Source organism: Leisingera sp. ANG-DT (assembly GCF_000813785.1).
GTDB lineage: Bacteria > Pseudomonadota > Alphaproteobacteria > Rhodobacterales > Rhodobacteraceae > Leisingera.
The window spans coordinates 32,363-58,120 of sequence record NZ_JWLE01000032.1 but is presented as its reverse complement, the minus strand read 5'-3'; the positions used below and the strand labels follow the sequence as shown (position 1 = coordinate 58,120).

General features: G+C 64.7%; 23 protein-coding genes. 17 read left to right on the top strand and 6 right to left on the bottom strand.

Annotated elements, in window-relative coordinates; translation table 11 throughout:
- The 5 genes from RA21_RS19775 to mdoH form a co-directional block, all read left to right on the top strand.
- Positions 1-1,027: CaiB/BaiF CoA transferase family protein (locus RA21_RS19775; protein WP_039152042.1), on the top strand; the 1,027-nt coding region annotated here is incomplete at its 5' end.
- 266 nt (positions 1,028-1,293) lie between these two features.
- Positions 1,294-2,655 (top strand): tetratricopeptide repeat protein, encoded by a 1,362-nt coding sequence (locus RA21_RS19770; RefSeq protein ID WP_039152040.1) that lies wholly within the window; start codon positions 1,294-1,296, stop codon positions 2,653-2,655.
- Positions 2,656-2,680: 25 nt separating this feature from the next.
- Positions 2,681-3,943: an OpgC family protein gene (locus tag RA21_RS19765; RefSeq protein WP_039152038.1), complete on the top strand. Its 1,263-nt coding sequence runs from the start codon at positions 2,681-2,683 to the stop codon at positions 3,941-3,943.
- Positions 3,940-5,448, top strand: a complete 1,509-nt coding sequence (locus RA21_RS19760; protein ID WP_039152036.1) for a glucan biosynthesis protein — start codon at positions 3,940-3,942, stop codon at positions 5,446-5,448. Before RA21_RS19765 ends, RA21_RS19760 begins: the two co-directional genes overlap by 4 nt.
- Positions 5,445-7,322 carry a glucans biosynthesis glucosyltransferase MdoH gene (gene mdoH, locus RA21_RS19755; RefSeq protein ID WP_039152034.1) on the top strand — a complete coding sequence of 626 codons (1,878 nt, stop codon included), beginning with the start codon at positions 5,445-5,447 and terminating at the stop codon, positions 7,320-7,322. The genes RA21_RS19760 and mdoH overlap by 4 nt, the downstream gene beginning before the upstream one ends.
- A gap of 249 nt (positions 7,323-7,571) precedes the next feature.
- Here mdoH and RA21_RS19750 read toward each other — a convergent pair whose 3' ends face one another.
- Positions 7,572-8,417, bottom strand: coding sequence for an alpha/beta fold hydrolase (locus tag RA21_RS19750; protein ID WP_052257725.1), 846 nt, complete (start codon positions 8,415-8,417; stop codon positions 7,572-7,574).
- A complete protein-coding gene (locus tag RA21_RS19745) occupies positions 8,414-8,887 on the bottom strand; it encodes a rhodanese-like domain-containing protein (protein ID WP_052257724.1) in 474 nt (157 codons plus the stop codon). The genes RA21_RS19750 and RA21_RS19745 overlap by 4 nt, the downstream gene beginning before the upstream one ends.
- Before the next feature lie 255 nt (positions 8,888-9,142).
- On the opposite strand from RA21_RS19745, the gene RA21_RS19740 reads away from it, so the two are divergent.
- From RA21_RS19740 to selD, 7 genes are read left to right on the top strand one after another with little or no spacing between them, the layout of a single operon-like run.
- Positions 9,143-12,004: a monovalent cation/H+ antiporter subunit A gene (locus RA21_RS19740; RefSeq protein ID WP_039152032.1), complete on the top strand. Its 2,862-nt coding sequence runs from the start codon at positions 9,143-9,145 to the stop codon at positions 12,002-12,004.
- Positions 12,005-12,006: 2 nt separating this feature from the next.
- Positions 12,007-12,360: a Na+/H+ antiporter subunit C gene (locus RA21_RS19735; protein WP_019295817.1), complete on the top strand. Its 354-nt coding sequence runs from the start codon at positions 12,007-12,009 to the stop codon at positions 12,358-12,360.
- On the top strand, positions 12,360-13,892 hold the full coding sequence (locus RA21_RS19730; RefSeq protein ID WP_039152029.1) for a monovalent cation/H+ antiporter subunit D: 1,533 nt from the start codon (positions 12,360-12,362) through the stop codon (positions 13,890-13,892). Before RA21_RS19735 ends, RA21_RS19730 begins: the two co-directional genes overlap by 1 nt.
- The gene (locus tag RA21_RS19725) at positions 13,889-14,386 is read left to right on the top strand and encodes a Na+/H+ antiporter subunit E (protein WP_019295815.1); all 498 of its coding nucleotides are present in this window, start codon (positions 13,889-13,891) and stop codon (positions 14,384-14,386) included. Before RA21_RS19730 ends, RA21_RS19725 begins: the two co-directional genes overlap by 4 nt.
- Positions 14,383-14,652, top strand: coding sequence for a K+/H+ antiporter subunit F (locus tag RA21_RS19720; protein WP_019295814.1), 270 nt, complete (start codon positions 14,383-14,385; stop codon positions 14,650-14,652). Before RA21_RS19725 ends, RA21_RS19720 begins: the two co-directional genes overlap by 4 nt.
- Positions 14,653-14,663: 11 nt before the next feature.
- Complete coding sequence (locus tag RA21_RS19715; RefSeq protein WP_039152027.1) at positions 14,664-15,065, top strand: Na+/H+ antiporter subunit G; 402 nt, start codon at positions 14,664-14,666, stop codon at positions 15,063-15,065.
- A 31-nt stretch (positions 15,066-15,096) separates the two neighbouring features.
- On the top strand, positions 15,097-17,259 hold the full coding sequence (selD, locus tag RA21_RS19710; RefSeq protein WP_039152051.1) for a selenide, water dikinase SelD: 2,163 nt from the start codon (positions 15,097-15,099) through the stop codon (positions 17,257-17,259).
- A 200-nt stretch (positions 17,260-17,459) separates the two neighbouring features.
- On the opposite strand, the gene mnmH is transcribed toward selD, so the two are convergent.
- Entirely contained in the window at positions 17,460-18,512 is a 1,053-nt protein-coding gene (mnmH, locus tag RA21_RS19705; protein WP_039152025.1) for a tRNA 2-selenouridine(34) synthase MnmH, read from the bottom strand.
- A gap of 161 nt (positions 18,513-18,673) precedes the next feature.
- Here mnmH and RA21_RS19700 point away from each other — a divergent pair, with 161 nt between their 5' ends.
- A complete protein-coding gene (locus tag RA21_RS19700; RefSeq protein WP_039152023.1) occupies positions 18,674-19,165 on the top strand; it encodes a MarR family winged helix-turn-helix transcriptional regulator in 492 nt (163 codons plus the stop codon).
- 3 nt (positions 19,166-19,168) lie between these two features.
- Here the strand turns inward: RA21_RS19700 and RA21_RS19695 are convergent, their stop codons facing one another.
- A complete protein-coding gene (locus RA21_RS19695) occupies positions 19,169-19,858 on the bottom strand; it encodes an SOS response-associated peptidase (RefSeq protein WP_039152020.1) in 690 nt (229 codons plus the stop codon).
- A 90-nt stretch (positions 19,859-19,948) separates the two neighbouring features.
- Here RA21_RS19695 and RA21_RS19690 point away from each other — a divergent pair, with 90 nt between their 5' ends.
- Positions 19,949-21,697, top strand: coding sequence for a tetratricopeptide repeat-containing sulfotransferase family protein (locus RA21_RS19690; RefSeq protein WP_039152017.1), 1,749 nt, complete (start codon positions 19,949-19,951; stop codon positions 21,695-21,697).
- Between the two features lie 6 nt (positions 21,698-21,703).
- Here the strand turns inward: RA21_RS19690 and RA21_RS19685 are convergent, their stop codons facing one another.
- Together RA21_RS19685 and RA21_RS19680 are read right to left on the bottom strand one after the other, a co-directional pair.
- A complete protein-coding gene (locus tag RA21_RS19685; RefSeq protein ID WP_039152014.1) occupies positions 21,704-22,012 on the bottom strand; it encodes a DnaJ family domain-containing protein in 309 nt (102 codons plus the stop codon).
- 152 nt (positions 22,013-22,164) lie between these two features.
- A complete protein-coding gene (locus RA21_RS19680; protein ID WP_039152012.1) occupies positions 22,165-23,745 on the bottom strand; it encodes a bifunctional metallophosphatase/5'-nucleotidase in 1,581 nt (526 codons plus the stop codon).
- A 161-nt stretch (positions 23,746-23,906) separates the two neighbouring features.
- Here RA21_RS19680 and RA21_RS19675 point away from each other — a divergent pair, with 161 nt between their 5' ends.
- Genes RA21_RS19675 through arsC form a run of 3 tightly spaced genes read left to right on the top strand, consistent with a single transcriptional unit; the run spans position 23,907 to position 25,638 of the window.
- Complete coding sequence (locus RA21_RS19675; protein WP_039152010.1) at positions 23,907-24,245, top strand: DUF952 domain-containing protein; 339 nt, start codon at positions 23,907-23,909, stop codon at positions 24,243-24,245.
- The gene (locus RA21_RS19670) at positions 24,242-25,300 is read left to right on the top strand and encodes a quinone-dependent dihydroorotate dehydrogenase (protein WP_039152007.1); all 1,059 of its coding nucleotides are present in this window, start codon (positions 24,242-24,244) and stop codon (positions 25,298-25,300) included. Before RA21_RS19675 ends, RA21_RS19670 begins: the two co-directional genes overlap by 4 nt.
- Positions 25,297-25,638, top strand: a complete 342-nt coding sequence (gene arsC / locus RA21_RS19665; protein ID WP_039152050.1) for an arsenate reductase (glutaredoxin) — start codon at positions 25,297-25,299, stop codon at positions 25,636-25,638. Before RA21_RS19670 ends, arsC begins: the two co-directional genes overlap by 4 nt.
- Positions 25,639-25,758: the final 120 nt, after the last annotated feature.

Sequence of the window (25,758 nt, the reverse complement as noted above, 5' to 3'; positions counted from 1 at the left end):
GCCCTATGTTGTCGATGCGAACCGGCAGCAATCCGATCTCTCCGCCTATTTCATGGCGGCCAACCGCAACAAACGCTCGGTCGCCATTGATATTGCAACAAAAGACGGCCAGCAGGCCATCCGACGCCTGGCGGCTGAGGCCGACATCCTGATCGAGAATTTCAAACCCGGCGGGCTGGCGAAATACGGGCTGGACTATGCCAGCCTCAAGGACGATCTGCCGGGGCTGATCTACTGCTCCATTTCGGGCTACGGCCAAACCGGCCCCAACAGCCACAAGCCCGGCTATGACATCATGGCCCAAGGGTTCGGCGGCATCATGTCGTTGACTGGGGAGCCGGGCGGCCAGCCGATGAAGGCAGGCGTCGGCATCGCCGATGTGATGTGCGGCATGTACGCCTGCATCGGCATCCTTTCCGCACTGCACCACCGCGAGAAAACCGGCGAAGGCCAGCAGATCGACCTGGCGCTGGTCGACGCCCAGATCGCCTGGCTGATCAACGAGGGTGTCGCCTATCTGAACACAGGCCAGAACCCCAAGCGCCGCGGCAACGAACACCCCAGCATCATGCCTTATGGCGTCTATGAGACTTCGGACGGCCACGTGATCCTGGCGGTGGGCAACGACAGCCAGTTCCGCCGTTTCATGGAGTTCCTAAGGCTCGAGGGCCTGGCAGAAGATCCCCGCTTTGCCACCAACCCCGCCCGGCTGCAGAACCGCGATGCGCTGAATGCCATCCTGATCCCCTCTGTGCAGCGCTTCACCACAGATGCGGTGCTGGACGCAATGGAGGCCCGCAAGGTGCCAGCCGGCCCGGTGCAAAACCTTGAAACCCTGTTCGCCACCGATCAAGTCGAAGCCCGCGACATGGCGATCGGCATGGACACCGCGGCAGGCCCGGTCAGGCTGCTGGGCAACCCGCTGAATTTCTCGCGCACGCCAGTCACATACCGGCACGCGCCGCCCCGATGCGGCGAAGGCACAGAAGAGATTCTGGGCTCGGGTTCCCCCTTCGGAACGCCCTGAGCGCCCAAATCCGCGGCAGCATTCCGCCAAGTGTTACAGTTTCCGGCAAAACACCGCCAAACCGGCGGTGTTTTTGCAATCAATTGCCACGGCCCCTTGCAGAATTTTCCGGGGAAATCCTACACATCCGGCGAAATTCGCATTTGCAGGCACACAGCCCATCACCAAACCGAGAGCGGGGTTCGCCCGGGTCAATCCGATGTTCTACTCTACATTACTGGAACACACGGAAACCGCGCAGAGTTCAAAAAAGAGATTGGAATCCCATGACGCATGACATTTTCGGCCAAGACAGCAGCCTGACTGACGCAGCCGCGCTGCAGGATTGGAACGCCGTGCAGCTGGGGGTTCTGGCCCACGCCGCCGTCACCGCCGACCACTTGGGCGCGGTGCTGAAAGCGGTACCGGAGTTTGCCCTGGCCCATGCGATCAAGGGGCTGTCGCTGCTAATGCTTGGCCGCTCCGAATTGCTGCCGACCGCCCGCGAGGCGCTGCGCGACGCCAAGGCGTTTTATGAAGGCGCCCTGCCCCGCGAACGCAAGTATGTCGACGCGTTGGAGAACTGGCTGTCGGGCCATCCCAGCCAGGCCATCCAGCGGATGGAGGAGGTGCTGGACATCTTCCCGCAGGACACGCTGGCGATGAAACTCAGCCACGGCATCCGCTTTATCATGGGCGACCCCGCTGGCATGCGCGCCTCGATTGAAAGGGTGCTGCCCTCTTACGATCCCGACCACGCAGGCCGCGGCTACCTCTTGGGCTGCCACTCCTTCTCGCTGGAGGAAACCGGCGAGTACGAACGCGCCGCCAACGCAGGGCGCCAGGCGCTGTGGATGGCACCGGACGATGCCTGGGGCTTGCACGCGGTCGCCCACGTTCACGACATGACCGGCAACGCGAAATCGGGGCTGGAATGGCTTGAGGGGCGCGAGGACGCCTGGGCTCATTGCAACAACTTCCGCTATCACGTCTGGTGGCACAAGGCGCTGATGCATCTGGACCTGGGCCAGATGGACGAAGCCATCGCGCTCTATGACAGTGAGGTCCGCAAAGACAAAACCGACGACTACCGCGACATCTCCAACGCCACCTCGCTCTTGATGCGGCTGGAACTGGAAGGCGTCAATGTGGGCCCCCGCTGGGAGGAACTGGCGAATCTCTGTGCCAGCCGGACCGAGGATGGAAGCCTGATTTTCGCCGACTTGCACTACCTCCTGGCCCTGACCGGCCACCGAAAGGAGGAGGCGCACCGGCTGGTTCAGCGGATTCACGCCGATGCTGATGCGGGCGGCAGCGAGGCGAAGGAGCGGATGGCCGCCCCCGGATGCGCCGCCGCCGACGGTTTGGAGGCCTTCGGAGACGGTAATTACAAGGCCGCTTTCGCAAATTTATCCACAGCCCGCGCCACCATGCAGCTGGCCGGCGGCAGCCACGCGCAACGCGATGTTTTCGAACGGATAACCATAGACGCCGGCCTGCGTGCAGGACAGCTTGACGAAGTCGAAGCAATACTGGATGACCGCTGCGTCAAGCGCGGCGGCACAGAGGACAATTACGCCCTGGCCCGCCGCGCTCTGATCGCCCAGGGCCGGAACTCACCCGACGCTGCAAGCGTTCCCGCCGAATAAGACCTTCAAGGACCAGAAACGACCGATGTCCAGCGTTGCGCCCTTCCCCGGGCCTCAGAAAGACCCCAATGCTGCCAACCGTGCAGAGCCCCCGCTGCAGGCGGCCCAACCCCGTGTGCGCGACCCGCGGCTCGACTTCTACCGCGGTATAGCGATGTTCATCATCCTGGTGGCGCATATCCCGGGCAACCGCTGGGCCAGCTGGATCCCGGCCCGGTTCGGCTTTTCCGATGCAACAGAGATCTTCGTCTTCTGCTCCGGCATGGCCTCGGCCATTGCCTTCGGCAGCTCCTATGCCAAGCAAGGCTGGTGGCTCGGCACCGCCCGCGTGGTGTTCCGCTGCTGGCAGGTTTACTGGGCCCATATCGGCCTGTTCTTCTTCCTCGCCGCCTCGATGGCGCTGCTCGACCTATACGGCGGCTTCGACAAGAGCTATATCGGCTCATTGAACCTGCACTGGTTCTTCACCAACACGGTGCAGCAGCTGACCGGGCTGTTCACCCTGACTTACGTGCCGAACTACTTTGACATCCTGCCGATGTACCTGGTGGTTCTTCTGCTGATGCCGCTGATGATGGGGCTGGAGAAGGCAGGTCTGTGGACTGTGGCCACCGCCAGCATCCTGATCTGGCTCACCGCCAACCCCTACATGATCGGCCTCGGCCCGGACGGTATCTCCTTCATGGCGGAGCCCTGGTCCGAGCGGGAATGGTTCTTCAACCCGCTCGGCTGGCAGCTGCTGTTCTTCACCGGTTTTGCCTTCATGAAAGGCTGGCTGCCTGCGCCGCCGGTCTCCAAGGCGCTGGTGATTCTGGCCGCCGCATTCCTGGTCCTGTCGGCGCCCTTCGGCTCATGGAAGGTGTTCCTGTGGGTGGAAGCTGCGAACAAGGACCTGGCCAGCCTGATCCGCCCGACCTGGGAAATCACCGCCGAATGGCGCGAGAAAACAGACTTCGGCCTGCTGCGTTATGCCCACTTCCTGTCGCTGGCCTATCTGGGCTGGGTAGCGGCCGGCACTGGCGGCAAGCGGCTCATCGCCTCCGGCCAGTCTCTGGCGGCCCGCACCTGGGCAGTTTTGCTGAAACTGATCACCAAGGTCGGCCAGCAATCGCTTGCGGTGTTTGTTTTCTCCATGGCTCTGGCGCGGTTCATCGGCTTTGCGCTTGACCAGACCGACCGCGCGGTTATGACCACGGCATTCGCCAACCTGGTTGGCTTTTTCCTAATCATTGTCTGCGCTTACACCGCAGCCTGGTTCAAGTCGCAACCTTGGAGAGCCAAGCGATGAGCACTTTGACCCGCCGCACATTCATGGCTGCCGCGCTTGGCAGCACCGCCCTTGCCGCATTGCCCGGCATGGCCAGCGAAGCCGTGCCGTTCACCCGCGACGTGGTGGTTGCCAAGGCCCGCGCCCTGGCCGCCAAGGATTATGCCGAGCGCCCGATGGTGCCGCAGGACTGGCTGGAGCAGTCCTATGACGACTACAAGGCCCGCTGGTTCCGCACCAAGGACGCGCTGTGGTCCAGCACGGACCGCAGCTACAACGTTGATTTCTTCCTTCCCGGCCTCTATTTCCCGCGCGCCATCCAGATCAATACGGTGACGGACGGGCTGTCCAGCCGCGTGCCCTTTGACCTCTCGCTGTTCGACAAAAACGAAAAGGCGCCGGACCTCACCACCGAGGGCGACCTGGGCTATTCAGGCCTGCGCCTGCGCACCGATTTGGACGACCCCACCAAGAAGACAGAGTTCTGCGTCTTCCAGGGCGCCAGCTATTTCCGCGCCATCGGCATCGGCAATGCCTACGGCCTGTCTGCCCGCGGCCTGGCTCTGAAAACCGCTGACCCCGAAGGCGAGGAATTCCCCGAGTTCATCGAATTCTGGCTCGAGGCCCCCGCCCCCGGCCAGCGCCATATGGTGGTGCATGCGCTGATGGACTCGCCGTCGGTCACCGGCGCCTACCGCTTCACCGTCACCCCGGGCAGCAGCGCCGTGATGGATGTGGAGGCAACGCTGTTTGCCCGCGAGGAGCTGAGCCATGCAGGCCTTGCGCCGCTCACCTCGATGTTCCTGTTCGATGCCACCAACCGCCACCGGTTCGACGATTTCCGCCCGGCGGTGCACGACAGCGACGGGCTGCTGGTACTGAACGGCAATGGCGAAACCCTGTGGCGGCCACTGGCCAACCCGAAACGCCTGCAAGTGTCCTCCTTCGTGGACGACAACCCGCGCGGCTTCGGTCTGATGCAGCGGTCGCGCAAGTTGTCGGATTTCAACGACCTCGAGGCCTTCTATCACAACCGCCCCTGCCTGTGGGTGGAACCCAAGGAAGACTGGGGCAAAGGCGCTGTCACGCTGGTGGAAATCCCGGCGGACAAGGAAATCTACGACAACATCGTCGCCTACTGGCGCCCGCGCGAACCCTATGCCGCCGGATCCGAGGTCAGCCTCAATTACCGCCTCACCTGGGGCGGCGAGCCGGTGCTGCCGATGCCGCGGGTGACCGACACCGCCGAAGGTGCCCGCATCTTTGGCGGTCCGGGCCGGATCATGACCATCGACTTTGCCGCGCACCCGTTGCTCGAAGGCGAACCGGACACCCTTGACGTCCACATCCACTCTCCCCATGTGGCGACCAGCGAAGGCGTGCTGCAGCGCAATCCGGAAACCGGCGGCCTGCGGCTCGCCTTCTACTTTGATCCGGGCGACCGGGACCACGTCGAACTTCGCGCCCAGCTCAGGAAAGACGGCAGCCCCGCCTCTGAGGTCTGGCTTTACAGGTGGACCGCATGACCATGTGTGATCTGATGCCTCCGGAACAGCCTCTGGCGATGCCGGAGCAAGATTTCAGCAAGGATTTTCGCGATGCGGAAGCCCCCGGCGGTGCCGCGCCGCGCCAGGTGGCGCTGTGGCGCCTGCTGGCGTTTTCGCCCGCGATGGCCGCAACCGGTGTTCTGACCTGGGTCATGGCCGGCTGGTTCACCGATGGCGGCTTCTCAGTGCTGGAGATGATCCTGCTGGCGCTGATCGCCTTCAACTTCTTCTGGATCGCCTTCACCGTCTCCACTGTTCTGCTCGGCCTCTACGGCCTGTCGCGCCGCGAGCGCACCGCCACCCGCGGTGCGGCCCGCCCGATGAAGGTGGCACTCTTGATGCCGGTCTACAACGAGGTGCCCTGGTACGTGCTGGGCAACGCCCAGACCATGCTGCAGGAGCTTCACGGCCGCGGCGGCCTGCATGAATACGCGATGTTCATCCTGTCGGACACCCGCGACGACGCCATTGCCGCGCAGGAGCGCGCCAGCGTCGAGGCGCTGCGCACCATGCTGCCCGAGGGCACTGAGCTCTACTACCGCCGCCGGGACGACAACGAGGGCCGCAAGGTCGGCAATATCTCCGACTGGGTGCGCCGCTGGGGCGCTGGGTATGAGGCAATGCTGGTGCTGGACGCCGACAGCCTGATGACCGGCCGCGCCATTGCCCGCCTGGCCGATGCACTGGCGCGCGACCCCGGCGCTGGTCTGATCCAAAGCTATCCTCAGCTAATTGGCGCCCAGTCCGTCTTTGGACGCATGCAGCAGTTTGCCAACGGTGTCTACGGCCTTGCGCTGGCCGAGGGCCTGGCCCGCTGGGCCGGGCACGAAGGCAACTACTGGGGCCACAACGCCATCATCCGCACCCGCGCCTTTGCCGCCTGTGCCGGCTTGCCGCTGCTGCGTTCCCGCTTTGGCGGCGGCGAGAAGCTGATCATGAGCCATGATTTCGTCGAGGCAGGCCTGTTGCGCCGGGCCGGCTGGTCGGTGCGCTTCCTGCCCCGCATCCGCGGCTCCTACGAGGAAACACCGGCCACCCTGATCGACCACATCCTGCGCGACCGCCGCTGGTGCCAGGGCAACCTGCAGCACCTCAACCTGCTGCACGCCAAAGGCTTCCGCGCGATCTCCCGCTTCCACCTGTTTGCAGGCGCGATCGGCTACCTGATGGCGCCGGTCTGGTTTGCACTGCTGGTCCTTTGGGCCGTGATCGGCCGCAGCGAAGAGGCGTCCGTCATCAGCTACTTCAGCGAAGCCAACCCCTTCCGCCCCAGCTGGCCCGACATGTCCGAGCCCAAGCATGTGCTGGTGATCATCCTGATCTACGCCATGCTTCTGGCGCCCAAGATGCTGGCCGCAGCAGCGCTGCCGCTCACAGGCAACCGGTTTTCCGAATACGGCGGCCCGGTGCATTTCGCACTGTCTTTCGTGTCCGAGGTGGTTCTGGCCATCCTCTATGCGCCGATCCTGATGGTGCAGCAGATGATCGCGGTGTTCCGCACTGCCCTGGGCCTCCAGCGCGGCTGGGCACCGCAGGCGCGTGACGGCGGCAGCTATTCTCTGCGCACGCTGATCACCTGCCACGCGCTGGAAACCGTCAGCGGTGTTGCGCTCTGGGCCGGGATCCTGACCGGGACCGTGTCGCTGTGGCTGGCGCCCATCGCACTGTCTCTGGTGCTGGCGGTGCCGCTGTCGGCGCTCTCCGGCGTCAAGACCGTGAACCGCATCCGCCACTGGATGGCCACGCGCGAGGAATTCACCGAACCCCAGATCACCCGCGCCGCCCGTGCCGCCCGCGCTGACCTGAAGGCGCTGCTGGACGGTACCACCGCCCGCGGCACCCCGGCAGAGTAACCGCCGCAAACAAGGAACTCCCGCGCCCGCTGGATGCCCCGGCTCACGCCGGATCACCTTGGCGGCCTTGGGCCCGGCGCCGCGCAGACGCGCGGCGAGGCCCGCGGCAAACGCTACCGCAGCGCGCCCGCACGGGAGCGCTGCCCGGCCCAACGCTTTGGCCTGCAAATCTTTGATTTTCAGGCCGAAGGGGCGGGTGCCCGCCGCCCTTTTCCAGACGCTCCGGCGGCGCTAGACGTTCCGGCGGCGTCAGCGCACCGCCGGCTGGTCCTCGAACCACTCCGCCATCAGCTCCGCCCAGCTCTTGGGCAGCGTATGGCCACCATCAAACAGCACCAGCTCAATATCCGCACCCGGCCCGCAGTCCCAGCGGCGGCGCATCAGGCCATCTGCGCTCCACGCCCTGTCCGGCGCATGAGAGGTGCAAGCGTTGGCCTCCCGCCAAACCTCCAGCGCGGCAAAGACATCGCCCTGCTCAAACCGCCCGCCACCCAGAATTCGACCCTCCAGCGGCACCACCTCGTCGCGCCAGCCATGCACCTGCAACAGCCGCACGGGGCCATTGCAGCGTTCCGGCTGCGGCCGCCAAAAGGCGCCGGACACCGGCGCATAAGCCGCAAAGGCGGCAGGGTCGCGGCAGGCCAAGTAATGCACCATGAAGGCACCGGCCGAGAACCCGGCCAGCACCGTCTGCGACCGGGAGGTTCCGAATTGCTCTGCCGCATCCGCCAGCACCGCGGCAAAAAACGCGCCCTCGTCACGCCCCCCGGTAAACGGGCCGAACCCCCAGGATTGCGGTCCGCTGCCATCCCGGCGCAGCCCCTCGGGCGCAATCACCGCATAGCCGCGCTGCGTCAGCCCCGCCACCAGCGTCCGGTTGCGCAGCACACTGCTGCTGCTGCCGCCATAACCGTGAAGGAACATCACCACCGGCACTGCGCCCTCTGCCCCCGCAGGATCCGGCAGGACAATTTGATACTGTCCCTCTTCAATGCTGCAGGCACCTGCCTCTGCGCCGCACTCCGCCATGGCCGCACTGCCGCAGACCGCAGCCAGAGCCGCGGCAGCCGCCGCCTTTCTCAACCCCTGCATCATCCCTTCCACCGCGCCACCGGCAGGTTGCCGGCGAGCCAGCCCGGCCCGGCTGCAGACCCCAGCATCCCTTCCGGCACGTCAATCACATGGGTATAACCCGCCTCCGACAGCATCAGCGTCACCCGTGCAGAGCGCACACCGCGGGCGCAGATCAGCGCCACAGGCACAGAGCGGTCAGGCCCCGCCACAGCCTGCAGGGCCTTGATGAAGTCTTCCCGCCGCATGTCGATCTGATGACTGCCCACTGGGACACCCGACGCCCGCCATTCCTGCGGCGTGCGGATGTCTACCAGGGTAATCTCGCCGGCCTGCGCCTGCGCATAGGCCTCCGCCACGGTCAGCCGCGGATGATCGTGGTCCGGTGGCTGGCGGCGCTGCCACCAGATGCCGGCCCCCGCTGCGGCAGCAGCGCCGCCCAGCAGCACCAGCCGCCGCGTAAGCGTCGGGTTTATTGCGTCTGCCCCAGCCATCGTTCCTCCGCTGCCGCTTTTGCCCCTATGGTCTAGCAGGCCACAGGCCCTCAATCACCAGAAACAGGCCGATTCCATCGGTCAAGTTCTTGTTATTGCGCGCCTGCTGCCCAATTATGCCCGTAACGAGCGTATTCACTCTGCCTTTGGCTGCGGCATTACCGCCGCAATCCGGGCGGCGGGGGTGGTTCTGAGCAACAAAATTGCTTAGCACTGGCCTAAAAACGACGCGCCAACCCGACAGGAGACTTGCACGTGTCCCTTTTCCTGATTGCGGCCCTGCCCTTTATCGGAGCCGTCTTTCCCGCGCTATTGATCCGCGCCGGACGCAATGCGGCTGCCTCTGCCGCCGGGCTGACCACGCTGCTCGCCTTCATCGGGTTGATGCTGCACATCCCAGCAGTGTTCCGCGGCGAGACGGTCTATGCCGCAGTGGACTGGCTGCCCGCCCTTGGCCTCAACGCGCATTTCTTCCTTGATGGCCTTGGCTTCCTGTTTGCGGCGATGATCCTCGGCATCGGCCTCCTGATCATCCTTTACGCCCGCTACTACCTGTCGCGCGAAGACCCGATGGGCCAGTTCTACAGCTACCTTCTGCTGTTCCAGGGCGCGATGGTGGGCATCGTTCTGTCCGACAACATCCTGCTGCTGCTGGTGTTCTGGGAACTGACCTCGCTCAGCTCCTTTCTGCTGATCGGTTACTGGAAGCACCTGCCCGAAGGCCGCCAGGGCGCGCGCATGGCGCTGACCGTCACCGGCTCCGGCGGGCTGGCGATGATTGCCGGCATGCTGATGCTGGGCCACATCGCAGGCTCCTATGACCTGAGCGTGATCCTCCAGAACAAAGACGCGATCCAATCCTCGGATCTCTACCTGCCCGCGCTGATCCTGATCCTGCTGGGCGCCTTCACCAAATCGGCGCAGTTTCCGTTCCATTTCTGGCTGCCGCACGCGATGGCCGCGCCAACGCCTGTCTCGGCCTATCTGCACTCTGCCACCATGGTGAAGGCCGGCCTCTTTCTGATGGCGCGCCTCTGGCCGGTTCTGGCCGGCACGCCAGAGTGGTTCTACATCGTTGCCACCACCGGCCTTGTCACCATGCTGGTCGGCGCGGTGATTGCGCTGTTCAAGGATGACCTCAAGGCACTGCTGGCGTTCTCCACCGTCAGCCACCTCGGCCTCATCACCATGCTGCTGGGCTTTGGCACCAAGATCGCCGCGGTTGCCGCGGTGTTTCACATCATCAACCACGCCACCTTCAAGGCGGCGCTGTTCATGACCGCGGGCATCGTCGACCACGAGGCTGGAACCCGCGACATCAAGCGCCTGGGCGGCTTGCGCCACCTGATGCCCATTACCTTTACCATCGGCACGGTGGCAGCCCTGTCCATGGCGGGCATCCCGCCCCTCAACGGCTTCCTCTCCAAGGAGATGATGCTGGAGGAAACCGCCCATACCATTTGGAACGGCTCGCACCTGATCGTGCCCGCCCTGGCCACTCTGGCGGCACTCTTCTCCGCCGCCTATTCCTTCCGCTTCATCGTGCACGTCTTCCTCGGGCAAAAGCGTGACGACTACCCCGGCCACCCGCATGACCCGAACACAGGCATGTGGATCGGCCCGGCCTTCTTGGTCGTACTGGTGGTACTGATCGGCCTTGCCTCGGCCAAACTCGCAGGACCGATGGTCGCCACCGCAGCAGGCGCAGTGATCGGCGGCGGCGAGCTGCCCTATTATTCACTCAAGCTCTGGCACGGGCTGACCCCGGCGCTCTACATGTCCATCGCAGCCACCATCGGCGGCCTGACCCTGCTGGCGCTGCACAAGCCCCTTCAGCGGGCCTGGAACGCCCTGCCCCGGCCTGAAGCCAAGACCATTTTCGAGGCCCTGATCGGCGCCTTCACTCGCCTCAGCCAGTTCGTGACCGAAGGCTTGCACAACGGCGTTCTCACCCGTTACGCGGCGATCATGGTCACCTTTACCGTGGCCATCAGCTATTTCGCCTACCGCGGCGGAACCCTGGGCGTTGAAACCCGCCAGATGCAGGAACCGGGCGCCCTGCCGGTTGTTGGCTGGTTCGCCCTGGTGGTGGCAACCCTGTTCATCGTCGCCAAGCACCGCAACCGCCTGCTGTCGCTGGTGCTGATCGGCGTGGTGGGCCTCGTGGTCTCGATGTCCTTCAACTACCTCTCCGCCCCCGACCTGGCGCTGACCCAGATCTCGGTTGAGGTGGTTACCATCATCCTGCTGCTGCTGGCCCTCAATTTCATGCCCAAGGAAACCCCGGTCGAGACCCCGGCCCTCACCCGCCTCCGCGATGGCGCAATTGCAGTAGTGGCGGGTCTTGGTGCCGGCGGGCTGATCTATGCGCTCCTGATGCGCGACTTCGCCTTCCCGACCATCTCGGACTTCCACCTCGCCAATTCCTACAAGGGCGGCGGCGGCACCAATGTGGTGAACGTGATCCTGGTCGACTTCCGCGGTTACGACACCTTTGGCGAGATCATCGTGCTGGGCATCGCCGCCATGGTGATCTTTGCCCTGACCGAGGCCGTGCTCGGATCCAAGGTCCGGGCCTATCTGCTGAACCGCAAGCCCGACCTGCCGCAAGCGGGCGACGCCCATCCGCTGATGATGGTGGTGGCAACCCGGGTGATGATGCCGCTGGCACTGATGGTCGCCGCCTATATCTTCTTCCGCGGCCACAACCTGCCGGGCGGTGGCTTTATCGCCGGCCTGGTCGCCGCCATCGCCATCATCATGCAGTACATGGCCTCCGGCTTTGCCTGGGCGACAGAGCGGCAGCGCTATCCCTACCACGCCATCATCGGCTCCGGCGTGCTGATTGCCGCCGCCACCGGCATGGGCGCCTGGTTCAACGGCAAGCCCTTCCTCACCAGCGATTTCGGCTACCTGCACTGGCCGCCGCTGGAGGAGTTCGAATGGGCCACCGCCGCCCTCTTTGACCTCGGCGTCTTCCTGGCCGTGGTCGGTGCGGTGCTGCTGGCGCTGGAAAGCCTGTCTCGCTTTGCCTGGCAGCCCGGCATCAGCTCCGAACACGCAATGGACATCAACCCGGCACGCGACGCAGCGGCCAAGACCGGGACGGAGGGATAACCATGGAACTTCTCGTTGCCTCTGCCGTGGGCATTCTGACGGCGGCAGGTGTCTACCTGATCCTGCGCCGCCGCAGCTTCCCGGTGATCCTGGGCCTGTCGCTCCTGACCTATGCGGTCAACGTGTTCCTGTTTGCCACCGGCAGGCTGGTCACCGGGGCGCCGCCGATCCTCAACAAATATGAGGAGGTCGCCTATACCGATCCGCTGCCGCAGGCGCTGGTGCTCACCGCCATCGTGATCTCCTTCGGCATGACTGCTGTTGTGGTGATGATCGCGCTGGGGGCCTATCTCTCGTCCCGCGATGACGGCACCGCCATGCCGGTTGAGGCAGACGGCGCAGAGGAGGACGCATAATGGAGCATCTTCTGATCGCGCCGGTGGTTCTGCCCGCCCTCGTTGCGCCCTTCATCATCATGGTGCTGCGCCACCATCTGGACCTGCAGCGGATCTTCTCGCTGGCCAGTGCGGTGCTGCTGGCAGGCATCACACTGGCGCTGGCCGCGCAGTCCGCTGATGGCACGGTAAAGGTCTACGAGCTCGGCGACTGGCCCGCACCCTTTGGCATCGTGCTGGTGCTGGACCGGCTGTCGGCAATGATGATCGTGCTGACGTCGCTCTTGGCGCTTCCGGTGCTGCTTTACGCCATCGGCTCCAACTGGGACACCCGCGGCGCCAACTTCCATGCGCTGTTCCAGTTCCAGCTGATGGGCATCATGGGCGCCTTCCTGACCGGCGACGCCTTCAACCTGTTCGTTTTCTTCGAAGTTCTTCTGATCGCCTCCTATGGGCTGATGATCCATTCCGGCGGCACCCGCCGGTTCCAGGCCGGGGTGCAGTATGTGGTGTTCAACCTCCTCGGCTCCACCCTGTTCCTGTTTGCACTCGGCACGCTCTACTCCGTGACCGGCACCCTCAACATGGCCGACCTGGCGGTGAAGGTCGCCCAGATTCCGGCAGAGGACACCGCCCTTCTGCGCGTGGGCGCGGTGATGCTCCTCTTGGTCTTCGCGATCAAGGCATCGCTCCTGCCGCTGCACTTCTGGCTGCCCTCGGCCTATGCCAACGCGCCGATGCCGGTGGCGGCACTGTTTGCAATCATGACCAAGGTCGGCGCCTATTCGATCCTGCGCATCTACACGCTGGTCTTTGGCCCCGAGGTTGAGGCCACCGCAGGCCTGACCGAAAGCTGGCTGCTGCCCGCCGCCATGCTGACTCTTGGCGCCGGCGCCATCGGCGTCCTCGGCTCCAAGAAGCTGGGCCGCCTCGCCGCTTTTGGCGCCATCGCCTCCATGGGCACGCTGCTGATTGCCATTTCGCTGTTCACCCAGACCGCCGCCGCCGCCGCGCTCTACTACCTTGTGCACTCCACCCTGGCCGCAGCGCTGCTGTTCCTGGTGGCTGACCTGGTGATGGAACGCCAGGGCCAATGGATCCTGCCGCAGCTGCCGATGCCCCAGACCGGGCTGATCTCGGCGCTGTTCTTTGCCGCGGCCATCGCGCTGGCGGGGATGCCGCCGCTGTCGGGCTTCCTGGGCAAGCTGCTGGTGCTGGACGCCACCCGCGGCGCCGCCCTCGCGCCCTGGATCTGGGGTGTGATCCTGCTCGGCTCGCTCATCACCATCATCGGCATGGCCCGCGCAGGTTCGCTCCTGTTCTGGAAGGGCCACGGCCTGCCTCAACGCGCTGCAGAGGAACCCGGCTACACCGCTGCTGAAACCGCACCGCCGCCTGCACTGGCCTTTGTGGCCTGCTTCGGCCTCCTGGCCGGGCTGGTGGCGCTCACCGTTTTTGCAGGCCCCGCCACCCGCTATGCCGAGGCAACGGCGGCGCAGCTCTACGCGCCCTCGGCCTATATCGACACCGTGCTTGGGAGGACGGCTGAATGAAACTGGTCTGGCGGCTTTTTCCGCACCCCTTGCTCACGCTCCTGCTGACCCTCACCTGGCTTTTGATGGTGAACCGCTGGTCGCTGAACTCATTGGTCTTCGGCTTCCTGCTGGGGGTGGTGATCCCCTTCGTGACCCAACCCTTCTGGCCCAACCGGCCCAACCTTCGCCGCCCGTTCAAGATCGCGGAATACATCCTGGTTGTGCTGCTGGACATCGTGCAGGCCAACATCATCGTCGCCCGCATCGTGCTGTTCAAACCCAACGCCGACCGGCGCCCCAACTGGATCACCATCCCGCTGGACCTGAAAACGCCGGAAGCAATCACCGCCCTTGCCGGCACCATCACCATGACGCCCGGCACCCTTTCGGCGGACGTCTCGGATGAGGGCCACGCCCTGCTGGTCCACTGCCTCGATGCCCCCAACCCCGACGCGGTGCGGGATGAAATCAAACAGCGCTACGAGCGCCGGCTGATGGAGATTTTCGAATGATCGAAAGCGCTGCCACCTTCGCCTTCGCCTGCTTCGCGCTCGCCATGCTGATGAACCTCTGGAAGGTCGTCACCGCCCCCGATGTGGCCGACCGCATCCTGGCGCTCGACACCATGTTCATCAACGCCATCGCCCTGATGGTGCTTTACGGCATGGCGCTGGGAACTGAGATCTTCTTTGAGGCCGCAATGATCATCGCGATGCTCGGCTTTGTCTCCACCGTGGCCTACGCGCGCTTCATCCTGCGCGGCAACATCATCGAGTAAGGGGCAGAAAGATGGAAACCCTGTTTGAATTCCTCGTCGCCGCCTTCCTGGTAACCGCCGGCATCTTCGGCATTGTCGGCTCCTTTGGGCTGATCAAGCTGAACGACCAGATGTCCCGCCTGCACGCCCCGACCAAGGCCACGACCCTTGGCGTCGGTGGCGTGCTCTTGGCCTCCATGCTGCACGCAGCTGCGTTTGAGAAATACTTCTCCTACCATGAACTGATGATCACGCTGTTCCTGTTCCTGACCGCACCGATCACGGCAAATTTCATTGCCAAGGTGCACATCCACCGGCAGGAAACCCGCGATACCATGCCGGAGGCGGGCGGCGACGATCACTGGGCCACCCATGACACGCCCGAGGATGAGGAACGCCGCAGCGCGGAACAGACGCCGCCCGCCGAAGACTGAACGCACAGCACTCAGGAAGGCCTGACCCGTGATCGACACCTCTCGCCTGCCGCTGACCCGTGACCTGGTTCTGGTGGGCGGCGGCCACACCCACGCGCTGGTCTTGCGCAAATGGGGGATGAAGCCCCTGCCCGGCGCCCGGCTGACGGTGATCAATCCCGGCCCCACTGCACCTTATTCCGGTATGCTGCCCGGCTTTGTGGCAGGCCATTACCAGCGGGATGAGCTGGACATCGACCTCGTGCGCCTCGCCCGTTTTGCCGGCGCCCGCGTGGTGCTGGGCGCGGCAGAACATATCGACACGGCTTCCCAGCTGGTGCATGTGCCCGGCCGCCCGCCGATTGCCTATGATGTCGCTTCCATCGACATCGGCATCACCTCCGCCATGCCTGACCTGCCGGGCTTTGCCGATCACGGCATCCCGGCAAAACCACTGGGACGCTTCGCCGCCCGCTGGGCTGGCTTTCGCGAGGATGACGGCCCCGCCCATGTCGCGGTGATCGGCGGCGGCGTCGCCGGGGTGGAGCTGATCCTCGCGATGGCCTATGCCCTCAGGTCACGCGGCCGCCTCGCTCAGGCAACGCTGATCGACAGTGACCAAGCCTTGCGCGCCATTGGCGAAAAGGCCCGCCAGACCCTGCGGCGCGCCTTGGTCGAACACGGCGTGCGGCTCGAGGAAAACGCAGCGATAGAACGTATCGAAGACGGCTACATCATGCTGCAGGACGGGCGCGAGATCCTCTCGGATTTCACCACCGGCGCCGCGGGCGCCCGCCCCTACGGCTGGCTCTCAAACAGCGGATTGGACCTGAACGACGGTTTCATCCGCGTTAGTGAAACCCTGCAAAGCTCTGATCCGCAGGTCTTTGCTGCCGGCGACTGCGCCCATATGGAGTTCACCCCGCGCCCCAAGGCAGGCGTCTACGCGGTGCGCCAGGCGCCGGTGCTGTACCACAACCTGCGCGCCCTGATGACCGGCGACCCGCTTCGGAAGTATAAGCCCCAGAAGGATTACCTGAAACTGATCTCCATGGGCTCCAGGGAAGCGCTCGGCGAACGCTTCGGCACCACCCTCGCAGGTTCGCTTATGTGGACCTGGAAGGACCGGATCGACCAGGCCTTCATGGAGAAGTTCCGCGATCTGCCCGCCATGGAGGCCTCGCCGCTGCCTGCCGAACACACCCTCGATATGGAGCAGGCATTGGGAGACAAGCCCATGTGCGGCGGCTGCGGCGCCAAGGTCGGGCGCGACGCGCTGCTCGGCACGCTTGCGGGCCTTAGCGGCACGGACCGCAAGGACATCCCCCCCCTGCCCGGCGACGACGCGGCCCTTCTGACCACCGGCGGTGTCAAACAGGTGATCAGCACCGACCACCTGCGCAGCTTCACCAATGACCCGGTGCTGATGACCCGCATCGCCGCCGTGCATGCGCTTGGCGATATCTGGGCGATGGGGGCAGAGCCTCAGGCCGCCACCGCCAACCTGATCCTGCCGCGCATGTCCCCCGCCTTGCAGGCCCGCACCCTGCAGGAGATCATGGGCACCGCATCAGAAGTCATGCAGGCGGCCGGGGCCGCCATCGTGGGCGGCCATACCTCGCTGGGGGATGAGCTGACCATCGGCTTTACTGTCACCGGCCTCTGCCCCCGCTCCGCCATCACCCTCTCTGGCGCCAAACCCGGCGATGCGCTGGTCCTGACCAAACCCCTCGGCTCCGGCGTGCTGATGGCCGCCGAAATGGCGGGCGAGGCCAAGGGCGAGTGGGTGGCGGCTGCACTGGAGCAAATGAGCCAGCCGCAGGGCGCCGCCGCCCGCATCCTGCAGGGCACCCATGCAATGACTGACGTCACTGGCTTCGGCCTCCTGGGCCATCTGCTTGGTATCTGCGAAGCGTCCCGCACCGGGGCAGATCTCTACACCGGCCGGATCCCCCTGATGCAAGGCGCCGCCGAATTGGCAGACCGCGGCATCCGCTCCTCACTGTTCCCCGCCAATCAGGCCGCCCTGCCGGAACTCCGAACCGCCGGCTGGCAGGACCTGCTTTTTGATCCGCAAACCGCAGGCGGCCTGCTGGCCGCGGTTGCCCCGGATCAGGCCGGAAATCTGCTGGAGCAGTTGCAGGCCGCCGGCTATCCGGCAGCCCTCATCGGCAAGGTCACAGAAGACACCGGGGCCATCACCCTCAGCGCCTAGCGCTGATACTGACAAGGGGCCAGCCCCTCTTGGCCCTAGGGGGCCAATTCACCCCGGGGTATTTCAGACCAGAAAGAAGCCCAACAACTGCTGCTTCTTTCTGGTCGAAAATACCCAGTCCCGCTGCGCCGCGGCGCAGCGCCACGCCAAACGGGCGCGGGGCATCGCAGATGTCCCGGCGACGGGCGGGAGAGCTCCGGTCAGAGACCGGACATAACCGCTGCCACCTGCGCTGCAGCCGCATCCAATCCCGCCTCATCCAGCGCCTCGGCCCCGACCGTAGAAGCGACCTCTGCGCCAATGGCCGTGCGCGACTTACGGTAGGCGGGGTCGTAATGCTCCACCATCAGCGCCTCGGTCAGAGCAGCCTTGTTGCCCGCCTCAATGCTGGCGAACCAGCCGTCCACCACTGCACCGGAGCGGTGGGCACGCAGCGGGCCCAGCTTCTCGCGCAGCCGCTCCGCATCTGACAGGATGTCATCGTAAGCCTGCACCAAGTAGCGGCAGCGCGCCGCCACCGGCACCTGCAGTTCGATCCGCGGGGCTTGCTTCATCGCGTCCCAGACCGCAGGCGGGATGATCCGCTGGCCAATCTTGCTCGACTCCGCTTCCACCAGCACCGGGCGGGCCGGGTCCAGCCTCATCAGCGCACCCGCCAAAGCGGACTCAAACCCCTTCTGGGAGGGCTGCGGCGTTGGCATATCCCCCAGCAAGGAACCCCGGTGATTGGCCAGCCCCTCCAGGTCCAGCACCTGCACCCCCAGGTCCCCGGCGCGCTTCAGAACCTCGGTCTTGGCAGACCCGGTATAGCCGTCCAGCGCCACCAGCCGGTGCGGCAGTGCGGATTGATAGAGCGCCGCATTCACCAGCCGCCGGTAGCTCTGATAGCCGCCCTCCACCACCTCGGCGCGCCAGCCGATCTGCTGCAGCATCCAGGTAAAGGACCCCGACCGCTGGCCGCCGCGCCAGCAGTAGACCAGCGGCTTCCAGCCGCCCTCGTGGTGGCTCAGGCTTTGCTCGATGTGATTGGCGGCATTGCGGAACACCAGCGCCGCGCCCAGCTTGCGCGCCTTGAAGGGGCTGTCCTGCACGTAAATCGTGCCGACCTCAGCCCGTTCCTCGTTGTTCAGCACCGGCAGGCTGATTGCGCCCGGCACGTGATCCTCGGCAAATTCCGCCGGGCTGCGCACGTCGATCACGGTGTCGAACCCGTGGGCATAGAACTCTTGCAATGAGGTGAATTTCAGCGCCATGGCCCATGCCTACCGCGCCCCATGCGCAAGGAAAAGCCGCAATTGCTGCTGCCGCGGCGATAAGTCTTGCGCGCATTGCGCACAGGGCGCTATGGCAAGTCTCGCGAACAGACACCCCGGCGCAAACAGCCCGGTGACAGACTGCCAAGGACCAAAAGGCCATGACTACTGACCCGTTGGACATCCACTCCCTGCCCGGCCACCTGATCCGGCGGCTGCACCAGATTTCCGTGGCCCAGTTCATGGACCGCATGGCGGGTGAAGGCATTGACCTCACACCAGTGCAGTTTGCCGCAATGGCCGCCATCCACCGCCATCCCGGCATCGACCAGGCTTCGGTTGCCGGGCTTATCGCCTATGACCGCGCCACCCTGGGCAAGGTGGTGGACCGGCTGGCGGACAAGGGACTGGTGGAACGCCGCGTTTCCCGGGCCGACCGCCGCGCCCGCGAGGTCAGCCTGACCCGAGACGGAACCGCGCTTCTGGAGCACATCCTGCCCATCGTGCGGGCCTCGCAGCCCGGCATCCTGACCGGCCTCACCGAGGCGGAACAGGACACCTTCGTGGCGCTGCTGCAAAAGGCGACCCTTGCAGGCAATGACCTCAGCCGCGCGCCGCAGCGCGACCTGCCCGCCCGCCACGCTGCCGAGTAGCGCTCAGATCAGCTGCCCGCGCGGGATATCCTCCTCCCCGAAGGGTTCTATCAGTTCCGGCCCCTCGGCACGGTTGGAATTCACCGCCGGATCAACCCGGTGGAAGTCCAGCACGCCCTCCGCTCCCGGCTGCAACAGCCTGGCGGCGCCAGGGCCGTCCTCGCCCAGCCATTTGCCCCAGTCTCCTGCCTCCAGGATCAACGGCATCCGGTGGTGGATGGCGGACAGGCCCTGATTGGCGGCTGTGGTGACAATTGCACAGGTCTTGACCGGATCATCAGATCCCCAGCTTCGCCAGACCGCGGCAAAGGCAATGGGGGCCGTGTCGCTGCGGTGAATGTACCAGGGCAGCCGGGCACCCTCCTCTGATTTGGTCCATTCATAAAAACCCGTAGCAGGGATCAGGCAGCGCCGCTTCCGGGCGGCCTTGGCAAAGGCGGGCTTATCCGCAATCGTTTCGGCCCGGGCGTTGATCAGCAGCGGCCCGGCAGTCTCGCTTTTGTACCAATGCGGCAGAAAGCCCCAGCGCATCGCAACCAGCTGCCGTCCTGCCTCCCCTGCCTGCACCACATTCACCGGGTTGGTCGGGCAGACGTTGTAATTGGGCACCGTGGGCAAATCATTTGCCGGCTGCGCCGCAAACAGCTGCGCCATTGCATCCGTGGGCAGGGTTATGGCAAATCGTCCGCACATGCTGATTTCTAACCCGGCCCGCGGCGCGTTTGCAAAACCTTCCGCGGCGCAGGATTTTCAGCCGCCCTGACAGGATGATAGATAGGCCTCATGACTCTTCAGAACGATCTCCAGTCCGCCCTGGGTTTCCTCAACCAGGGCAAATTCAAACAGGCGCTGAAACAGTCCAAGGGCGGCATGAAGCGGCACAAGAGCCACCCGGATTTCCCCAATATCGCGGGCATCTCCCTGTCCGGCCTGGGCAAGCACCGCGACGCTGTCCCCTATTTCAAGAAGGCGCTGGCGCTGGCCCCAGGCTTTCACGACGCCCGCAAGAACCTGGCGCAGACGCTTCTGTTCATGCAGCAGGGCGAACCGGCGATGAAACTGCTCGAGCGGGTACTGAAGGACCAGCCCGGCGATCAGGCCGCGCTCTATCTTCAAGCACAGGCGCATCTGGTGATGAACGACGCAGAGGCCGCGATTGAGGCCGCCACCGCGGCGCTGGCCCGCGACTCGCGCCAGCCGCGGATGCTGCGGCTGCGCGCCACTGCCTGGAACACGCTGGGCGATGAAAAGGCCACGCTGGCGGATTATCAGGCCGCGCTCAAGGTGAACCCCAATGACGCCGACGCGCTGCAGAACGCCAGCCTGCTGCTGGCCCGCCTAATGCGCCAGGACGAGGCCACCGAAGCCGCACAAAAAGCCGTCGCTGTGGCGCCCCAGAACGCCGAGGCCCGCCGCCGCCTCGCCAGCCAGCTGATCTCCAACGGCGAAAGCGCTGCAGCGCGCGAGCAGTGCCTGGCGCTGATGGAGCTGGATCCCAAGGACACCCAGGTGCTGGAAATGCTGGCCCGCATCAGCAGCCGCGAGCAGAACGCAGAGTTGTTGCCGATAGCACAGAAGGCGCTGAAGGCCGCCGCGCCCCGCTCGCTCGACCGCGCCAACGTCAGCTTTGCCCTCGCCCGGATCGCCGATCAGGCGGGCGACAAGGAGGCTTTTGCCGCCCACAATGACGAGGCCAACGCCTGTATGGCGGCGCAGACCCCCTACGGCTACGAAGAGAGCGAGCGTCAGTTCAGCCGCATCATGGCGGCTTTCCCAGGTCAGATCGCCCCGGCAGAAACCGCGCCGGAAGGCCCGCGCCCGATCTATGTGGTGGGGATGCCCCGCTCCGGCACAACCCTGACCGAAACCGTGATCGGCCTGCACCCCGAGGTGTTTCCCTTGGGCGAACGCGGCGTGCCGGCGTTCCTGCTGCACCCCTTTATCGAAAAGGATCAGGAGTTCACGCCTGAGGCCGCCCGCACTTTCGTGTCGGAGGACATCAGCCGCCTGCCCGGAATGCCTGAGGGCACCGCAGCCTATGTCGACAAGATGCCCGACAACTACCGCCTGCTGGGCCACCTTGCCACCGCCTACCCGGATGCACGCTTTGTTCATCTTTGCCGCGATCCGCGCGATGTGGCGCTGTCGATCTGGCGCGGCTATTTCTCCGGCAGCTCGCTCACCTATGCCTACGACCTCAAGGCGATGGCGCACCGGTTCAACCTCTATGGCCGGCTGATGCAGCACTGGCGGCAGGTGATGCCGGGCCGGATCTATGATCTGCGCTATGAAAGCTTCGTTGCCGATATTGAGGGCGAAAGCCGCAAGCTGGCAGACTTCTGCGGGTTGGAGTGGGTCGAGGACATGGCCCACCCCGAACGCCACGAGGGTCAGGTGCTGACCCTGTCGAACACGCAAGTCAGGCAAACCGCGCACACTCGCTCAATCGGCAAGTGGGAGAAATACGCCGATGTCCTGGCACCCTTCATCGACGGGTTGGACCCGGAAATATGGCCGGAAATCAATGAGTAACGGGGCTTACTTGGTGTAGGCCTTGCGCGCGATTTCGATCCGCGCGTCCATCATCGACATCTCTTTCAGGATCTCCTGCCGGCGGCTGCGGTCGCCGGCCTCGCGCAGTTCGGCCCTCAGGCGCTGCAGCTCGCGCGACAGGCTCACGAACTCCGGCACCCCGCCGCTTTCGCGCACCAGCCGGTTGACCAGTTCATTCTCAGGGTCATCACACTGCGGCAACGGCTTTCCCGCGCCCTGCAGATTGTCAAAGGCGCCGTCCTTCTCGGCGGCTTCGATCCGGGCGTTGATGAGGTCGATCAGCGGGTGGTCCATGTCGGCATTCTGCCACGCTGTTCAGCCCCCCGCCAGCCCGTTAACGAAGCGCCAGCCAAGGTTAACAGTCTCCAAAAATAATGCGGCAGCCCTCCTGCCCGAATGTTTCGCGCGCGAAACATTGGGTCCGATCCGGACCTATGCAACACAGCCTATTTCACCTGCACAATCCGCCCGTCGGTATAGGGCGTATAGGGCCCCTGCGCCGCCAGATACTCCGCCAGCACATCGGCCAGATCCGGCCCGAAATCATAGGCGTTCTTGTCGTCACCCTCGAACATCGCATAGCCGTCACCGCCGTTGCGGACGTAGTCGTTGGTGACCACCACATAGGTCCTGGCCGGATCAAGCGGCACAAAGCTCTCGCCCTCTGCCACCAGCACCTCGGTGACGCGGCCCGCATTCGGCGCGGCTGAACTGTCCCAGCTGAACTTCAGCCCCGCCACCTGCGGGAAGCGGCCCTTGACGTCCTCCACCTGGCTGACGCCGTTCTCCAGCGCCGCGACCAAAGTCTTGCCGTCGATCTGGAAAGTAGACAGCGTGTTCTGGAACGGCAGGATGGTCAGCACCTCACCCATAGTGACCTCCCCCGCGTCCAGACTGGCCCGGATACCGCCTGAATTCGCAATGGCAATTGTCACGCCCTGATCCTTCACCCGGTCCAGCATTGCATCGGCCACCAGGTTGCCCATCGGGCACTCTTGCACCCGGCAGACATCCCGGCTGCCTTCAACGGGTTCTGCCGCCTCTGCCACTACCTTGTTGCGGATCTCATCGAGCGGCTGCGCCAGCTCCGCGATCCGGTCCAGCGTGGCCGCATCCTCGCTGACGGCCGCATCCATAATCAGCGGCTCGCCAGTCGCGCTGACCACATTGCCCGCATCGTCAAACGTCACGTTCAGTTCGCCCAGGAACTTGCCATAGGCATAGGCCTGCACAATCTGCACCCCGTTCACCACGGTCGGATACGGGCCGGCGGCCTTGTCCGAGGTGTTCGACAGATAGGTGTTCGAATGCCCGCCGACGATCACATCCACGCCGGTGGTATCCGCCGCCACCCGCTGGTCCACGCCATAGCCGGAGTGGCTCAGCACCACGATCTTGTTCACACCCTCAGCAGTCAGCCGGTCCACCTCCGCCTGCACCGCCGCAACAGGATCGGAGAAATGCACATTCTTGCCGGGGCTTGCCAGCTCATGCGTATCTTCCGGCGTCAGGCCGATCAGGCCGATCTTCTCGCCGCCCCGCTCGATCACCGTGGATTTCTTCAGCACATCCGCCAGCGCCGGTTCACCCGACACATCCGCATTCGACATCAGCACCGGAAAGCCCACCGCATCCATGAAACCGCGCAGCACTTCCGGCCCGTCGTCGAATTCATGATTGCCGACGGTCATCCCGTCATAGCCCAGCTGGTTCATGAACTCCGCCGCGGCCTTGCCCTTGTAATAGGTGTAGAACAGCGATCCCTGGAACTGGTCGCCGCCATCCACCAGGATCGAATTCTCCGCCCGTCCCCGTGCGTCCGCGATGGCCGTCACCAGCCGCGCGGTGCCGCCGAAACATTTGCCCTCAGCCTGATCTTCGGCGTCGCAGGTGCTGTCGTATTTGTTGATCGGCTCGAACCGCGAGTGGAAATCATTGGTATGCAGGATGGTCAGCTTGTACTCCGCCGCCGCGCTGCCCGAGATCAGGGCCAGGGCTGCAACCGATGTGAGAATACGTGCAATCATGAGGAGCGCTCCCGTTGTTCTGTTTTTGGGAATCCTGCGCCCAAACCCCGCGCCGGTCAAAGGGGAAAAGCCGTAGTGCTGCCTCCCCTTGCGTCAGCTTGACCGGCGGCTAGCCCCCAATCCCCCTTGATTCCTTTGCAAACGCAGGGCATCAGGCCGCTATGCTGATTTACAAGATTTTCCGGGCGGACGAATGGGCCGCACTGCAGGCCGCGGGCGAGACGCCGGGCGCGCCGATCGATGTTGCGGACGGCTATGTCCATTTCTCCACCGCAACCCAGGCGGCGGAAACCGCAGCCAAGCATTTTGCCGGCGCCGAGGGGCTGACCCTGCTGGCCTGCGATGCGGATGCGGTGGGCGCGGACCTGAAGTGGGAAGTGTCCCGCGGTGGCGCCGAGTTCCCGCATCTCTACCGCAATATCCGCATGTCGGATGTGGTCTGGGCCAAGCAGCTTCCGCTGGTGGAGGGCACCCATCAGTTCCCGGAGGAAATGGCATGAAGCTGACAGAGAAGCTGGCCCTTGCCGCGATGCACCGGATCGACCCGGAGGCCGCGCACGGGCTGTCGGTGAAGGCACTGACTATGGGACTGGCCCCAGCTCCCGGCCCGGTCACCTCTGCCCGGCTCAAGACCACGCTAGCCGGGATTGACCTGCCGAACCCGGTTGGTTTGGCGGCTGGCTATGACAAGAACGCCGAGGCACTGGCACCGCTGTCAAAATCCGGCTTCGGCTTTATCGAGGTCGGCGCGGCGACGCCCCGCCGGCAGCCGGGCAATCCCAAGCCGAGATTGTTCCGCCTGACGGAGGACAAGGCGGCCATCAACCGCTTCGGCTTCAACAATGAGGGCATGGCGGCGATCGGCGCCCGGCTGGCGCAGCGCCCGCGCGATGCGGTCATTGGCCTGAACCTCGGCGCCAACAAGGACAGCGAGGACCGCGCCGCGGATTTCGCCAAGGTGCTTGCACACTGCGGTGCGCATCTGGATTTTGCCACCGTTAACGTGTCCTCGCCCAATACCGAAAAACTGCGCGACCTGCAGGGCAAGGCGGCGCTGTCAGCGCTGCTGGCCGGTGTGATCGAGACCCGCGAGGGCCTTAGCCGCCGGGTGCCGGTGTTCCTGAAGATCGCGCCGGATCTGGACCGTGCGGGTATCGAGGATATTGCCGCCGTCGCTCTGGAAAGTGGCATCGACGCGGTGATTGCCACCAACACCACCCTGTCGCGCGACGGTCTGCAAAGCGCCCACAAAGGCGAAGCCGGCGGTCTGTCCGGCGCGCCGCTGTTTGAAAAGTCCACCCGGGTTCTGGCACAATTGTCGGAGCTTTTGGATGGCAAGGTGCCGCTGGTCGGCGTCGGCGGCATCAGCACGGCGGAACAGGCCTATGCCAAGATCTGCGCCGGGGCCTCTGCGGTGCAATTCTACACAGCAATGGTCTATGGCGGGCTGTCGCTGGCCGGGGACATTGCCCGTGGCCTGGATGAATTGCTGGCCCGCGACGGGTTCGAAAACGTCGCGCAAGCGGTTGGAACCAAACGGAAGGATTGGCTGTGATCACCTATTGGCATTACCCGAAATGCTCCAAATCCCGCGCGGGCCTTGCGCTGATCGAGGAGCGCGGCGCAGAGGTGCAAACACGCGCGTACTTGGAGGATGCACCCTCGGTTGAGGAACTGAAGGCGGTGCAGACCGCTCTTGGCGTCTCCGCGGTGGAGATGATGCGGACCGGCGAGAAGGTCTTCAAGGAACTGGGCCTTTCCAAGGACAGCGCCGAGGAGGAACTGCTGGCGGCAATGGCCGCGCATCCGATCCTGATCGAGCGCCCGATTGCCATCAAGGACGGCAAGGCGGTGATCGGTCGCCCGACCGAGGCGATCGAAACCCTGCTCTGACCGTTTCCCGGCGCGGGAAACGGCCAAAAATCCTGCGAGGATTTTTTTAGCGCTCCATTAGCGGCGGAGCGCCAGCTTTCCGCGCCGGAAAATTGGCCGGAATTCTCGCAGAATGCCGGC

Coding starts and splice junctions, on each gene's coding strand:
- RA21_RS19745 (WP_052257724.1), bottom strand. CDS start 8,887: ATGGCTGGGGCAGACGCAATAAACCCGACGCTTACGCGGCGGCTGGTG.
- RA21_RS19675 (WP_039152010.1), top strand. CDS start 23,907: ATGCTGATTTACAAGATTTTCCGGGCGGACGAATGGGCCGCACTGCAG.
- RA21_RS19765 (WP_039152038.1), top strand. CDS start 2,681: ATGTCCAGCGTTGCGCCCTTCCCCGGGCCTCAGAAAGACCCCAATGCT.
- RA21_RS19695 (WP_039152020.1), bottom strand. CDS start 19,858: ATGTGCGGACGATTTGCCATAACCCTGCCCACGGATGCAATGGCGCAG.
- RA21_RS19760 (WP_039152036.1), top strand. CDS start 3,940: ATGAGCACTTTGACCCGCCGCACATTCATGGCTGCCGCGCTTGGCAGC.
- RA21_RS19750 (WP_052257725.1), bottom strand. CDS start 8,417: ATGATGCAGGGGTTGAGAAAGGCGGCGGCTGCCGCGGCTCTGGCTGCG.
- RA21_RS19720 (WP_019295814.1), top strand. CDS start 14,383: ATGATCGAAAGCGCTGCCACCTTCGCCTTCGCCTGCTTCGCGCTCGCC.
- RA21_RS19690 (WP_039152017.1), top strand. CDS start 19,949: ATGACTCTTCAGAACGATCTCCAGTCCGCCCTGGGTTTCCTCAACCAG.
- RA21_RS19700 (WP_039152023.1), top strand. CDS start 18,674: ATGACTACTGACCCGTTGGACATCCACTCCCTGCCCGGCCACCTGATC.
- RA21_RS19715 (WP_039152027.1), top strand. CDS start 14,664: ATGGAAACCCTGTTTGAATTCCTCGTCGCCGCCTTCCTGGTAACCGCC.
- RA21_RS19680 (WP_039152012.1), bottom strand. CDS start 23,745: ATGATTGCACGTATTCTCACATCGGTTGCAGCCCTGGCCCTGATCTCG.
- RA21_RS19685 (WP_039152014.1), bottom strand. CDS start 22,012: ATGGACCACCCGCTGATCGACCTCATCAACGCCCGGATCGAAGCCGCC.
- mdoH (WP_039152034.1), top strand. CDS start 5,445: ATGACCATGTGTGATCTGATGCCTCCGGAACAGCCTCTGGCGATGCCG.
- RA21_RS19725 (WP_019295815.1), top strand. CDS start 13,889: ATGAAACTGGTCTGGCGGCTTTTTCCGCACCCCTTGCTCACGCTCCTG.
- mnmH (WP_039152025.1), bottom strand. CDS start 18,512: ATGGCGCTGAAATTCACCTCATTGCAAGAGTTCTATGCCCACGGGTTC.
- RA21_RS19730 (WP_039152029.1), top strand. CDS start 12,360: ATGGAGCATCTTCTGATCGCGCCGGTGGTTCTGCCCGCCCTCGTTGCG.
- RA21_RS19735 (WP_019295817.1), top strand. CDS start 12,007: ATGGAACTTCTCGTTGCCTCTGCCGTGGGCATTCTGACGGCGGCAGGT.
- RA21_RS19670 (WP_039152007.1), top strand. CDS start 24,242: ATGAAGCTGACAGAGAAGCTGGCCCTTGCCGCGATGCACCGGATCGAC.
- RA21_RS19770 (WP_039152040.1), top strand. CDS start 1,294: ATGACGCATGACATTTTCGGCCAAGACAGCAGCCTGACTGACGCAGCC.